This window comes from Streptomyces sp. a15, from assembly GCF_059026085.1.
This window is the reverse complement of record NZ_JBWLKM010000137.1, coordinates 1562-14978: the sequence shown is the minus strand read 5'-3', so window position 1 is coordinate 14978 and position 13417 is coordinate 1562. Positions and strand designations below refer to the sequence as shown.

The following is a 13417-nucleotide window of genomic DNA, read 5'->3' as shown; positions in this document are numbered from 1 at the left end:
ACGGCGGTGCCCGTGAGGCACCTTCTTCTTGGCGGGGGCAGTGCCCGCAGGCGGCACGGCGGCCGCCTCCGGGATCTCCTCTGTGGTTTCCGTTGTCATGACGAGGCGAAGATCGTCTTCTTCTGGCGCTCGATCTGGGACAGCAGACTGTCGACGCCCTTGGGGTCACGGACGAACTTCTGCAGCGAGGGCTGCATCACCGTCGAGGTGAAGTCCGGGCGGCTGTCGCGGTCCATGAACTGGGTGAGGCTCTTGGCCCCGGCGATCATGTCGTACGCCTTCTTCTGCAGAGGCGTGTACGCGGAGGTGTCGGCCTTGGTGGAGGCGGCCACGACGCTCGGGTCGGCCTTGAGGTAGGCCTCCTCGGCCTCCGGGGTGCCCAGGAACTCCATGAGCTTGACGCCCTCGGCCTTGTTCTTCGGGCTCTTGCTCATCATGAAGCCGTCGGTCGGCGCCTCGACGGTGTCCTGACCGTACGCCGGGTCGATCTCCGGGAAGGCGAAGAAGTCGAGGTCCTCGAGGTCGGCCGGGTTGGTGAACTGCTGGCCCACGAAGGTGCCCAGCAGGTACATGCCGGCCTTCTTCGACACCAGGGTCTGCGCGGCGTCCTGCCAGGTACGGCCGACGGCGCCCTCCTGGTGGTAGGGGAGGATCTCGGCCCACAGGTCGAAGACGGACTTCACCTTGGCGTCGGTCCAGGACGCCTTGCCCGCCATCAGGTCGACGTGGAAGTCGTAGCCGTTCTTGCGGAAGTTGATCTGGTCGAAGGTGCCGAGCGCGGGCCAGGCGTCCTTGTCACCGAAGGCGATCGGGACCAGCTTGTCCTTCTGCATCTGCTTGCACAGCGCGACGAAGTCGTCCCACGTGGTGGGGACTTCATAGCCGTACTGCTTGAAGACGCTCTTGCGGTAGAAAACCGCCCAGGGGTACGTGTACAGCGGCACGAAGTAGTACTTGCCGTCCTCGCCCTTGCTCAGCTTCTGCATCGCCTCGGGGAAGTTGCCCGCGATCTTCTGCCACACGTCGTCGATCGGCGTGGCGAGACCCTTGGCCGCGAAGAACTGCATCCGGTAGCCGGCGAACCAGGTGAACACGTCGTCCGGCGCGCCCTGCAGGTAGGAGTTGATCTGCTCCTGGAAGGTGTTCGAGTCCTTGGTGTTCACGTCGACCGTGATGCCGGACTTCTTCTTGTAGGCCGCGTAGACGTCGGCGAACGCCTTCTTCGGCACCGCGTCGGACGCCTTGGAGCCGAGCGTGACCGTCTTCGGGTCGGCGGACGTGCCGCTGCCGCCACAGGCGCTGAGCAGCGGTATCCCGGCGCCGAGCAGGGCCGCGCCACCCATGCCGCGCAGCATGGTGCGGCGGCTGGGGGACGGGAAGGAGAGGCCGGAGGGAGAGAGGTCGGGCATGAACGGCTCCTGACGGGGAGGGTCGGTCACGGTCGGGCCGAGATCCGATCGCAATCGACCAGAAATCAACTTGACCAAACACGTTTGCGCAATGACAGCCGTATGTCAGGTCATACGTCAATAGCTTTCGGCCCGTTTTGTCGAAACGTAATCGACACGAGCCCTTCCGCCCGGATGGGAACGTTCACGGAGGGGATGGGGACGCTCAGGGAAGGGGTCGGGACCGGTTGCTGAAGGTGGAGACCAGTCGGCCGGGCCGACGCCGTCGTACGGAGCCTCGGTGCCCCCGCCGCAGAGGCGCCCGCTCGCGCCCGTCCAGCTGGACCCAGATCCGCACCTCGGTCCCGCCGAGCACCGACGCCCCGATCCGCACGTCACCGCCCGTCTCCTCCGCGAGCCGCCGCACGATGTCGAGGCCGAGCCCGGTCGACCCGGCGCTCCCCGAACCCCGGCCGCGCGCCATCGCCGCCTGGGGGTCGGGTATGCCCGGCCCCGCGTCGGACACCAGCACGATCACCGCGTCCTCGCCGTTGTGCAGGTCGACCGCGAAGGCCGTGCCCACCGGGGTGTGCCGGAAGACGTTGCCGAGCAGGGCGTCCAGGGCGGCGACCAGGTCCGCGCGGGCCACGGGTATGCGCACCGGCCGGTCAGCCCCGGCGACCCGCCACTTGCGGCCCTCGTCCTCCGCGAGCGCCGACCAGAACGCCATCCGCTCGCGCACGACCTCGGCGGCATCGCATCCGGCGCCCGGCCCGGCGGCCGCGGTCTGCGGCTTGGCGTCCCGGGCGGTACGGATGATCGTGTCGACCTCGCGCTCCAACTGCGCGACCGCGGCCCGGGTCTGCTCGGCGGCCGGCCCGTCTCCGAGCGAGGCCGCGTTCAACCGCAGCACGGTCAGCGGGGTGCGCAGCCGGTGGGACAGATCGGCCGCCAACTCACGCTCGTTCGCCAGGAGTTGTACGACCTGGTCGGCCATGGAGTTGAACGCCACCGCCGCCAGCCGCAGTTCGGTGGGGCCTTCCTCCGGCACCCTCGCGCCCAGCTTCCCCTCCCCCAGTTCGTGCGCGCCCTCGACCAGGCGCTGCGCGGGCCGCACCATCCGCACGCCCAGCCGGTCGGCGACCGCGACCGAGCCGACGACGAGCGCGGCACCGACCCCGGCGAGGACCGCCCAGGCGGTGGCCACGCCGTTGCTGACCTCCGACTCCGGGACGTACACCTCGACGACCGCGATCTCACCGGAGCTCAGCGCGACCGGCTGGAGCAGCGTGGAGCCGCCGGGCACCTCGCTGGTGGAGGCGCGGCCCAGCTTCCGCACGGTCGCGATGTCCCCGTCGGCGGCGCGCTGCCGCCCGAGGTCGACGGCCGCGGCGCCGTCCGACGCCGGTATGTGCACGGCCAGGCCCGCGTCCGACCCGGCCGAGGCGACGACGCGCTCCAGCTGGTCGCGGTCGGTGGTGATGGACAGGGCGGGGGCGACGGCCGCGGCCTGCCGTTCGGCGTTGGAGAAGGCGCGGTCCCGGGCCATCTCCTTGATGACGAGTCCGAGCGGGATGGCGAAGGCGACCACGACCATGGTGGTGACCGCCAGCGAGACCTTGACCAGTGCCCATCTCATCGCGCCGGCTCCGCTCCCGGTGGCTCCAGCTTCACGCCGACGCCCCGCAGGGTGTGCAGATAGCGCGGACTCGCCGCCGTCTCGCCGAGCTTGCGGCGCAGCCACGACAGATGGACGTCGATGGTCTGGTCGTCGCCGTACGACTGCTGCCACACCTCGGAGAGCAGTTCCTTGCGGGGGACGACGACCCCTGGCCGGCCGGCCAGGAAGGCGAGCAGGTCGAACTCGCGCCGGGTGAGGTCAAGGCGTACGCCGTCCAGCTCGGCCTGTCGGCGCAGCGGGTCGACGGTCAGGCCGCCGACGCGCAGCACGGTCTCCGGCGGAGCGTCCCCGCCGGCGCTGCGGGACCGTCGTAGGACCGCCGCCATCCGCGCCGACAGGTGCTCGACCGAGAACGGCTTGGTCAGGTAGTCGTCCGCCCCCGCGTTCAGCAGCCGGACGATCTCCGTCTCGTCGTCCCGGGCGGTGGCGATGATCACGGGGACGTCGGTGATGCCGCGCAGCATCTTCAGGGCCTCGGAGCCGTCCAGATCGGGCAGACCGAGGTCCAGGATCACGACGTCGAAACGGAAATGGGCGACCTCGCGCAGCGCCTCCAGTGCCGTACCGACGCTGCGCACCGTGTGGGCGGCGTCGGTCAGGTGCCGGATGAGCGCCGAGCGTACGAACTGGTCGTCCTCGACCACGAGCACACTTGCCATGCGCCGCAACCTACGCCATGCGAGGGAGGCCGTTCCGGCGCCTGTGGACAACTTCGCACCTGTGGACAACGACCGGCGCACCGGGCGACATCGGTGGGACGCGTGAGGCAGTATGGCCCGCGATGCGCAGAGGACTCCTACACGTACTGGCTTGGACGCTCGCCACGGGCGCGGCGGTCACGCTGTCGTGGTGGGGCGTCCACTCGGTGATGGCGGGCACGGCGTACGACCCGCCGCGCGCCCTGCCCATCACGGCGGCCGACGCGACCACGCAGGAGTCGAAGCCGCTGGCGTCGTCGACGGCCCGGCCGACGCCGTCCGGGTCGAAGAGCCCCTCGCGCGAGCCGTCCCCGACGCCCACCCGGACCCCGTCGAGCCCGCCGACGACGAGCGCCGGCCCGTCGCCCACCGCGTCCGGGCAGATCAAGAGCTACGACACCGACGGCGGCCGTGCGGTCTTCGACCTCGGGAAGACGTCCGCGACGCTGGTGTCGGCGACGCCCGGCACCGGCTGGTCGATGCAGGTGTGGAAGACGGAGTCGTGGATCCGGGTGGAGTTCAGCTCGGGCGCGGACCGGGTGTCGGTGTTCTGCACCTGGCACGACGGGCCGCCGCGCGTGGAGATCGGGAACTACTAGGTCTTTCGGGATCTACCGGATCTGCTGCCTCACCGGAACACGGAGGCCGGCGGCGCCGGGGAGGCCACCGCGGCCGCGTCGATCACCGGTACGGCCCCGCCCGTGAAGTCGGTCAGCGACCTGCCGTGTTCGACGCGGCCCGGGTGCGGGTCGGAGGCCGCGCGGCGGGTGAGTTCGGCGATCGGGAGCGGGTGGTCGCAGGCGACGAGGACCGCGTTGCCGAAACGTTTGCCGCGCAGGACGGTCGGGTCGGCGACCAGGGCGAGTTCCGGGAAGCGGGCGGCCGCGGTGGCGATCTGGCCGCGCAGGTGGGCCAGCGGCGGCCCGTCGGCGAGGTTGGCGGCGTAGAGACCGCCCGGCTTCAGCGCCCGGCGGACCTCGTCGAGGAACTCGGTCGAGGTGAGGTGGGCCGGGGTGCGGGCGCCGCTGAACACGTCGGCGATGACGAGGTCGGCCCATCCGTCGGGCACCTTGGCGAGGCCTTCGCGGGCATCGACGGAACGCACCCGGATCCGGGCCCCCATGTCCAACGGCAGCTCCCGGCGGACCAGTTGGACGAGGGCCGCGTCGCGCTCGACGACCTGCTGGGTGGAGCGGGGGCGGGTGGCGGCGACGTAACGGGCGAGGGTGAAGGCGCCCCCGCCGAGGTGCACGGCGTGCACGGGCTTGCCGGGCTGGGCGGCCAGGTCGACGACGTGCCCGAGCCGCCGCTGGTACTCGAAGGACAGATACGCCGGGTCGTCGAGATCGACGTGCGACTGCGGCGCCCCGTCGACGAGGAGTGTCCAGGCCCGCGCCCGGTCCCGATCGGGTATGAGCTGGGCGAGCCCGCCGTCCACGGGTTCGACGACGGGGGCGCTGTCCCGACGGGCGTTCCTGGACTTTCCCATGACGCCATTATCAGGGCCGCGAAGCGCTCGGCTCAGCGGGCTCGTGCCGGCGTCAGCGGGCTCGTGCCGGCGTCAGCGGCAGTTGTCCGCCGCCTCGATCAACCGGGCCGCCTCCCCCAGCGCCGCCCGCAGCACCGCCGGATCCGTCGCGAGGTCCGCCTCCCCCGGCGGCAGCAGCCAGTCCGAGCCCTCCACCGGCGGTTCGGGGCTCAGCCGCAGCCCCCGCCCGTCCGTCTCCGTGCAGGTGCTGCCCGGTACGTCCCATCCGGCCGCGGTCCCCGGCGGGACCACGAACCCCAGCGTGCCGCAGTCGTCGTCGTGCAGGACGGGCCCGACCGCCTCGTCGCCCGCCCCGCGCCGCAGGATGTCGACCGCCTCGAGCCCGTGCCGCGTCGGCACGGTGACGACGTCGCACACGGCGTCCGGACAGGAAAGCGACGTACTGGACGAAGACGTACTGGACGAAAGTGACATACAAGGATCGGCGCTGTGTCTGGTCCCCATACCGGCCTCCACACGGAACCCCTCCTCCAACGAACGGGTCGGGAGTCGGGCGGCTCCCGGTCCACAGGGTTCAACGCGCCCACCTGTCAACGGCTACGGCGGAAGTCCGCCGCAAAGGATGGCAGTTCATGGCAGATCACGGATGAGATATCCGGTTTGTAGCCAAACACCGCGTGGCGGGTCCGTTACAGCAGGTACGTTCTTGCCCGCCGGAAACCGGGGTGTCACACGGACAACACACCGTGAACCCACCTTGGTTCCGGCATGGTTCGACGGTTCGCACGAGAGGACCCGGCCATGGCGTCGTCAATGGTGACCTCGTCCCAGTCCCCCAGACCACCGCAGCCCAACCTCGCGTTCCGGCAGTTGCGCGGACAGCGCTCGCCGGCCGAGTTCGCCGCTGCGGTACGGCGGGCCGCCCGCGAGATCGGCGAGCGGGTCAGCTGCGACGCACGCTATGTCGGCCGGGTCGAGGCGGGTGAGATCCGCTGTCCCAACTATGCGTACGAACGGGTGTTCTTGCACATGTTCCCCGGCCGCACGCTCACCGACCTCGGGTTCGCGCCCCGCTCGTCCGTACGCGGACGACGGGCGCACGCCCCCGAGGACGCGCCCCCCTCCGGCGTCGCCGGCCCGGCGTACACCGCCGGTGAGACGCCAGGGGCGTACGAGCCGTATGACACGCAGGACCCGTACGAGACGCACGACAACCACGAGGAGAGCGACGTGCTGCGTCGCGCATTCATGACCAGCGGGGGCGCCACGATGGCCGCCGTCTCGCTGGGCCCCTTAACACTCGCCTTCGACGCCGCGGCCGCGGAACGCCCCGTCCGGCGCGTCGGGACGATGGAGGCGGGCGCCCTCGAAGAGGCCGTCCGCAGCATCCGGCTGCTCGACGACCGGCACGGCGCGGACGGCCTCTACCGTCGCGCGGCCGCTCCACTGCGCGCCGCCTACGCCCTGCTCGACGCCAACACGACCCGGCAGACGACCGCCGAACGGCTCCACTCGGGCGCCGGTGAACTGGCCATCTCGGTGGGCTGGCTGGCCCACGACTCGGGCCGCTTCGACGACGCCCGCTCGCACTACGCCGAGGCGCTCGCGACCGCCCGGACGACCGGGGACCCGGGCCTTGAGGCACACGCCTTCTGCAACACGGCCTTCCTCGCCCGGGACGCGGGCCGGCCGCGCGAGGCGGTACGCGCCGCGCAGGCCGCGCAACGCGTCGGGCGCCCGCTGGGCTCCGCCCGGCTGATGTCGCTGCTCGCGCTGCGCGAGGCGGGCGGCTGGGCCGGACTCGCCGACCGCACCGGCTGCGAACAGGCACTCGCCCGCGCACAGGCACTCTTCGAGCGAGGCCACTCGGACGCCGACCCCGAGTGGATGAGCTTCTACGGAGAGGCTGAGCTGGAGGGTCTTGAGGCGCAGTGCTGGTCGACACTCGGCGACTGGCGGCGCGCGGCCCGGCACGCGGGCCGCGCGGCGCAGCTCCAGGACCCGCACTTCACCCGGAACATCGCCCTGTACACGGCGGAACTGGCGGACGACCTCGCGCGCGGAGGCCGCCCCGACGAGGCCGCGGCGGCCGGGATGCGGGTACTGGACCTGCTGGGCGAGGTCCAGTCGTCCAGGATCCAGACGATGCTCGCGGGCACGGCACGGGTGCTGCTGCCGCATCGGCGGGCGTCGGGGGTGTCGGCGTTCCTGGAACGCCATGCGAGCCTGCCGCGCACGGCGTAGCCGCGGGCGGTCGTGCCGCTGGGGCGGACGGATGGGGGGTGGGCGCAGCGGCACCCGGCACAGCGCCGGCGAGCGAACCCCGCCCGCTGGCACCAGCGCCGCGCGCGGCACTACGCCGCGAGGTGCCCCACGTCGTTCCAGCTCTCGATCGCCGGCTCCCCGTAAGCCCAGCCGAGCACCGACAAGGACGTCGGATTGAGCCTGATCCGCGCCGCGAAGTCGATCGGCAGCCCCAGCCACCTCGCACCGATGGACCGGAGTATGTGCCCGTGCGCGAAGATCAGCACGTCCCGGTCCGCCGCCCGCGCCCAGGCGACGACCTCGTCCGCGCGGGCCGTCACCTCGGCGAGCGACTCGCCCTGCGGCACGCCGTCGCGCCAGATGAGCCAGCCGGGCCGGACGTCCTGGATCTCCTGCGGGGTCATCCCCTCGTAGGAGCCGTAGTCCCACTCCATGAGCGTGTCCCAGGTGCTCGCGCGCTCGCCGAAACCGGCGAGTTCGCACGTCTCACGCGCGCGTACCAGCGGGCTGGTGCGCACCTCGGCCCCGGCGAGACCGTCCAACGGCGCCCGGTGCAGGCGCTCGCCGAGCAGTTTGGCGCCGCGCCGGCCCTCTTCGAGGAGCGGTACGTCGGTCCTGCCGGTGTGCTTGCCGGACAGCGACCACTCCGTCTGTCCGTGCCGGGCCAGCAGGATGCGCGGTGCCATGAAGAGACCCTTCCGGGAGAAATGAGAGGCGGGGCCCCTCCATCATCGCGCACGCTGTACCAGGGTCCGCCCGAGGGCAACCCGGCGGGCGATCTCTGCGTCTTTGAGGGCCGGGGGCGTGCCACGGAGGTGCGCGCATGCGCCGTAAAGTGACACGACCGGACCAGGACCACCGGACGGGCGCGACGTGAAGGGGGAGGGCGATCGGATGCCGCAGACCGAGACACCGGGCATCGAGGCTGCCCCGCGACCCCGGCTGCGCTGGTGGACCGAGCTGCCACTGATCGTGCTGGTGTACGCCTGCTACTCCGCCGGCCGGCTCCTCGCCCGGGGCGACGTCACCAGTGCCGTCGACCACGGTCTGGCGATCCTGCGCGCCGAGAAGGTCCTGCACATCAACGCGGAGCATCCGCTCAACCGGCTCTTCACGAGCGAGGCGTGGATCGGTGTCCCGGCCGACTTCTGGTACGCGTCGCTGCACTACATGGTCACGCCCGTGATCCTGGTCTGGCTGTTCAGGTCCCGTGCCGTGCACTACCGCATGGCCCGCACCTGGCTGATGACGTCCACCTTCATCGGCCTGATCGGCTTCACCCTGCTCCCGACCTGCCCGCCCCGGCTGCTCTCCCCCGGCTACGGCTTCGTCGACACGATGGCCCAGTACAGCTCGTACGGCTGGTGGGGCGGCGAGGCGAGCGCCCCGCGGGGTCTGGGCGGTATGACGAACCAGTACGCGGCCATGCCGAGCCTGCACGTGGGCTGGGCGGTGTGGTGCGGTGTGATGCTGTGGAAGTACGGCGGGACGCGTACCGCGAAGGTCGCCGGTGTCGGCTATCCGCTGGTGACCACGATCGTGGTGATGGGCACCGCGAACCACTACTTCCTCGACGCGGTCGCGGGGGCGGCCGTGATGGGGGCCGGGCTGCTGCTCGCGCCGTACGTCATGCGGTACGGGGGCCGCGTCATGGAGCCGATGCGGGTCCGGTTCGCGGGCATCGCGCCGGTCTCTCCCGCCGCATCGGCCTCAATTGTCAGTGCCGGATGCCAGACTTCCGCGAGTGAGCACATTCCACGGCAGCGCGAGTCACAGTTCGCAGGCGGAGCCGAACCGAGTGCCTCTCCCACGGACGCGGGAGACGGGGCTGCGGCACCGGCTCGCTGAGCTGCGCGGTCCCGAGGTACCGGCCAAGGCGCTGGACGCGCGCGCCCTTGCGGCCCTCGCCGCCAACCCCGGCTGCAAGCGGCGGGCGATCCTGGACGGCGCCGGGGTGGACAAGGCGGCGCTGGCGGACGCGTTGGGCTCGCCGTCGGCCTTCGGCCAGTCGCAGTTCGCGCTCACGCGGGGCAACGCGTTCGAGTCGCGGGTCAAGGCGGACGGCGGCGCGGAGCTGCTGCGGCTGGTGCACGAGAAGCTGGACCGGAAGGCCGAGCCGCCGTCGGACGCCGAGGTGCCCGACCTCACCGCGATCGGCCCCGAGGGCCGCACCGCCCGTACGGCCCTGGCCCTGCGCGACGCCACCGCGGCCGGCGGCTGGACACTCCTCGACCACCCGATGCTCGCGCTCGACGTCGCCGGTTCGCCCGCCTTCCTGGAGCCGGACGCGGTGGTCGTGCACCCGGACGGCGGCTGGACGGTCGTGGAGATCAAGTCCTTCCCGATGCTGGACGGCTCGGCCGACCCGGCGAAGGTGGGCGCCGCCGCCCGGCAGGCCGCGGTGTACGTGCTGGCACTGGAGGAAGTGGCTGCCCGCCTCGCCCATGAAGGAGGACCATCCCCGCGCGTGCGGCACCACGTCCTCCTGGTCTGCCCGAAGGACTTCTCCAACCTCGCCACCGCCTCCGCCGTGGACATCCGCAAGCAGCGCGCGGTGACCGCCCGCCAGCTGGCCCGCCTCACCCGCGTCCAGGACATCGCCGACGCCCTCCCCGAGGGCATCTGCTTCTCCCCCGACCGGCCCGCCGACGAGCTGACGGAGGCCGTCGAGGCGGTCCCGGCGACCTACGCGCCCGAGTGCCTGTCCGCCTGCGAGCTGGCCTTCCACTGCCGCGACCGCTCCCGCACGGACGGCGCGGTGACCTCCCTCGGCCGCTCGGTGCGCGCCGAACTCGGCGGCCTGACGACGGTCGAGGACGTCCTGGCCGCGGCCCGCGGGGAGCTGGGCGACCCGGACGATCCGGCGGTGGCGGCACTCAGAAGGGCCGCCGAGCTGCGGGCAGAGGCCCTCGGCCGGGGAGTGGCCGCATGTCGCTGATCTCCACCCTCGCCCGGCTCGAAGCCGTCAGCACCGGCCGCGCCCAGCCCGCCGCCACCGTCCGGCACCGGCGGCTGGCCGAGCACCCCCTGGTCTTCGTGCCGCTCACCACCGCCGGTGAGGCCGGGGCCCCGCTCGGCGCGCTGGTGGGGACCGACCGGGACGCCCCGCACCTGCTGGTCGTACCGCAGCCGCGCGACCGTGACCTCAGGTTCGCGTTCCTGGCGGAGCTGGCCGACATCGTCCTGCCGTACCTCGACGCGTACGCCGGGTCCGTCGAGGCCGCCGAGCGCACCGAGACCGACCCGGAGACCGGCAAGCGGGTCAAGGTCGAGGTCGAGCTGTGCACGGACGCCCCGCAGCTGATCGTGCCGAGCCGCGCGGGCGTCGAGTTCGTACGGCTGCTGGGGCGCTCCATGCGCTTCAGGCGTACGGCGGAACAGGACCCGGAGACGCCGTATCCCGCCCCGCCCCGGCTGCCCTTGCTGGGCCGCTGGCTGACCCACTTCGGGGAGCGCGCCCGCGTGCCCGGCTCCTCGCTGCTGCTGGCCATGACCGATGTGCTGGCCCGGCACTGGGCGACCGGCCAGTCCACCCTGGAGGAGCAGCACCTGGGCGCGCTGCTCGCCTGGATCGATCCGCCGGACGGCCTGTCCGGCGCCGAGGCCGCCCTCCGGGCCGAGCTGCGCCGGGACACACAGGGCCAGCTGCTGTGCCCGCCCGCCGGCCCGGCCACCGACCCGGCCTTCGACAACAAGCTCCTCGCCCCCGCCCTCGATCGCTACGACCGCGCCCGCCTCGCCCTCGCCGCCGCCGAGGACGGCCTGCAGGCCGACGACCGGCTGGGCATCCTCACCGCCGCCGAGCAGGAGATCCGCGCCCTGGTGGCGAGCCGGACCCGCCCCACCTGGGACGCGGTGTGGCGTGGCCTGGAGCTGCTGCGGGAGCTGCCCGAGGGCGCGCACGTCGAGGAGCGGTGGACCCGCGACCGCTGGTCGTTCACCGGCCACCGCGACCGCGTGCTGGCCGGCGAGCCCCCGCAGCCGCGCCGCGACGACGCGGTCACCGCCGCGAACAAGCTCGCCGCGCGCGAGCGCGAACAGGCCCGCCTTGAGGCGCAGGAAGCCCTGGACGACCCGCTGGTGATGGCGGGCCGGCGGCTGTCCGGCGAGGCGTTCGCGGGCGAGGTCACGGACGTCGTCATGACGTACAGCGAGGGCAAGCGCCCGAGCCCGCGCCCGTTGGTGACCGTACGGACGGACGACCGGCCGCACCTCGGGGAGCGAGTGAAGGTGTACCGCTCGCTGGGCGGGAAGCCGCAGGCGGCCGAGTTCGTGGGATACGAGGACGAGGGTGCCCTGGTGGTCCTGCGGATCGTCGACAAGATGGGCCGCGGCAAGGAGCCCGAGGTGGGGTCCGTACCCGAGAAGGGCGACCCGCTCTGCTTCACGCTGTTCGAGCACGAGCAGCGCGGCGGCGCCAAGCTGCCCGACCCGGAGGACACGCCGTGGACCCACGGCGGACCGCCGGGCGAGGCGGCCGCCGTGCCGGAAATCGCCGACCCGGTGACCGAGGAGGACGTGCTGTGACCGCCTTCGATCCCGGCGCCGAGGCTTCCCGCGCCACGGAGGCGATCCTCCACGACACCCTGCACGGCTCGGCGCGCGGTGTCGTCGTCGACTCCCCGCCCGGCGCCGGCAAGTCGACGCTCGTCGTGCGCGCGGCGCTGGAACTGGCCGACGCGGGGCGCCCGTTGATGGTGGTCGCGCAGACCAACGCCCAGGTCGACGACCTCGTGCTGAGGCTCGCGGAGAAGAACCCCGACCTGCCGGTGGGCCGGCTGCACAGCAGCGACGCCGACCCGTACGACAAGGCGCTCGACGACCTGCCGAACGTACGGAAGTCGGCCAAGGCGGGTGACCTCACCGGGCTCGCGGTCGTGATCTCGACGGCCGCCAAGTGGGGGCACGTCAAGGTCGACGAGCCGTGGCGGCACGCCATCGTCGACGAGGCCTACCAGATGCGCTCGGACGCGCTGCTCGCCGTGGCCGGGCTCTTCGAGCGGGCGCTGTTCGTGGGTGACCCGGGCCAGCTGGACCCGTTCGCGATCGTGGGCAGCGAGCAGTGGGCGGGCCTGTCGTACGACCCCTCCGGCTCCGCCGTGACGACCCTCCTCGCGCACAACCCCGAGCTGCCGCAGCACCGCCTGCCGGTGTCCTGGCGGCTCCCGGCGTCGGCCGCGCCCCTGGTCTCCGACGCCTTCTACCCGTACACGCCGTTCCGCAGCGGCACCGGCCACGGCGACCGCCGTCTCACCCTCGCGGTCCCGTCGGACGGCTCCGGCCCCGACCGGGTGATCGACGAGGCGGCGGAATCCGGCTGGGGCCTGCTGGAGCTGCCCGCGCGGCACACCCCGCGGACGGACCCCGAGGCGGTGCGGGCCGTGGCGACGGTCGTCCGGCGCCTGCTCGACCGGGGCGGCGCGGCCACTTCGGAGCGCTCCCCCGACCCCACGCCCCTGACCGCCGACCGGATCGCGGTGGGCACGGCGCACCGGGACCAGGCCGCGGCGGTCCGCGCGGCCCTGGCCGACCTGGGCGTCCCGGACGTAACCGTCGACACCGCGAACCGCCTCCAGGGCCGCGAGTACGACGTCACGGTCGTCCTCCACCCCCTCTCCGGCCGCCCCGACGCCACCGCGTTCCACCTGGAGACGGGCCGCCTGTGCGTCCTGGCCTCCCGCCACCGGCACGCGTGCATCGTGGTGTGCCGCGCCGGCGTCACCGACCTGCTCGACGACTACCCGTCGACGGAACCGGTCCAGCTGGGAACGCTGGTGAAGTTCCCGGACGGCTGGGAGGCCAACCACGCGGTGCTGGCGCACCTGGCCGAACACAAGGTGGCCTGGCGACCGTGACCGGCACAATCCACGCCGCCGGCCGCCACGCCGCCATCTCG

General features: G+C 72.7%; 12 protein-coding genes. 6 read left to right on the top strand and 6 right to left on the bottom strand.

Features of this window, described 5'->3' with window-relative positions; translation table 11 throughout:
- Positions 1 to 95: 95 nt before the first annotated feature.
- The 3 genes from AC5P09_RS49140 to AC5P09_RS49130 form a co-directional block, all read right to left on the bottom strand.
- On the bottom strand, positions 96 to 1409 hold the full coding sequence (locus tag AC5P09_RS49140; protein WP_493880180.1) for an ABC transporter substrate-binding protein: 1314 nt from the start codon (positions 1407 to 1409) through the stop codon (positions 96 to 98).
- Positions 1410 to 1614: 205 nt separating this feature from the next.
- Positions 1615 to 3027 (bottom strand): sensor histidine kinase, encoded by a 1413-nt coding sequence (locus AC5P09_RS49135; protein WP_493880179.1) that lies wholly within the window; start codon positions 3025 to 3027, stop codon positions 1615 to 1617.
- The gene (locus AC5P09_RS49130; protein WP_493880178.1) at positions 3024 to 3728 is read right to left on the bottom strand and encodes a response regulator transcription factor; all 705 of its coding nucleotides are present in this window, start codon (positions 3726 to 3728) and stop codon (positions 3024 to 3026) included. Before AC5P09_RS49130 ends, AC5P09_RS49135 begins: the two co-directional genes overlap by 4 nt.
- Positions 3729 to 3850: 122 nt before the next feature.
- On the opposite strand from AC5P09_RS49130, the gene AC5P09_RS49125 reads away from it, so the two are divergent.
- A complete protein-coding gene (locus AC5P09_RS49125; protein ID WP_493880177.1) occupies positions 3851 to 4366 on the top strand; it encodes a hypothetical protein in 516 nt (171 codons plus the stop codon).
- Between the two features lie 29 nt (positions 4367 to 4395).
- On the opposite strand, the gene AC5P09_RS49120 is transcribed toward AC5P09_RS49125, so the two are convergent.
- Together AC5P09_RS49120 and AC5P09_RS49115 are read right to left on the bottom strand one after the other, a co-directional pair.
- A complete protein-coding gene (locus tag AC5P09_RS49120; RefSeq protein ID WP_493880176.1) occupies positions 4396 to 5256 on the bottom strand; it encodes a spermidine synthase in 861 nt (286 codons plus the stop codon).
- Positions 5257 to 5328: 72 nt separating this feature from the next.
- The gene (locus tag AC5P09_RS49115) at positions 5329 to 5730 is read right to left on the bottom strand and encodes a hypothetical protein (protein ID WP_493880175.1); all 402 of its coding nucleotides are present in this window, start codon (positions 5728 to 5730) and stop codon (positions 5329 to 5331) included.
- A gap of 327 nt (positions 5731 to 6057) precedes the next feature.
- On the opposite strand from AC5P09_RS49115, the gene AC5P09_RS49110 reads away from it, so the two are divergent.
- Entirely contained in the window at positions 6058 to 7500 is a 1443-nt protein-coding gene (locus tag AC5P09_RS49110; protein ID WP_493880174.1) for an NsdA family TPR-like regulatory protein, read from the top strand.
- A 110-nt stretch (positions 7501 to 7610) separates the two neighbouring features.
- Here the strand turns inward: AC5P09_RS49110 and AC5P09_RS49105 are convergent, their stop codons facing one another.
- A complete protein-coding gene (locus AC5P09_RS49105; RefSeq protein WP_266439172.1) occupies positions 7611 to 8207 on the bottom strand; it encodes a histidine phosphatase family protein in 597 nt (198 codons plus the stop codon).
- 208 nt (positions 8208 to 8415) lie between these two features.
- Here AC5P09_RS49105 and AC5P09_RS49100 point away from each other — a divergent pair, with 208 nt between their 5' ends.
- The 4 genes from AC5P09_RS49100 to AC5P09_RS49085 are packed head-to-tail and all read left to right on the top strand — an operon-like array spanning position 8416 to position 13376.
- On the top strand, positions 8416 to 9369 hold the full coding sequence (locus AC5P09_RS49100) for a phosphatase PAP2 family protein (RefSeq protein ID WP_493880173.1): 954 nt from the start codon (positions 8416 to 8418) through the stop codon (positions 9367 to 9369).
- Entirely contained in the window at positions 9320 to 10459 is a 1140-nt protein-coding gene (locus AC5P09_RS49095; RefSeq protein ID WP_493880172.1) for a hypothetical protein, read from the top strand. Before AC5P09_RS49100 ends, AC5P09_RS49095 begins: the two co-directional genes overlap by 50 nt.
- Positions 10450 to 12048 (top strand): hypothetical protein, encoded by a 1599-nt coding sequence (locus AC5P09_RS49090; protein ID WP_493880171.1) that lies wholly within the window; start codon positions 10450 to 10452, stop codon positions 12046 to 12048. Before AC5P09_RS49095 ends, AC5P09_RS49090 begins: the two co-directional genes overlap by 10 nt.
- Complete coding sequence (locus AC5P09_RS49085) at positions 12045 to 13376, top strand: AAA domain-containing protein (RefSeq protein WP_493880170.1); 1332 nt, start codon at positions 12045 to 12047, stop codon at positions 13374 to 13376. The genes AC5P09_RS49090 and AC5P09_RS49085 overlap by 4 nt, the downstream gene beginning before the upstream one ends.
- The last annotated feature ends 41 nt before the right edge of the window (positions 13377 to 13417 follow it).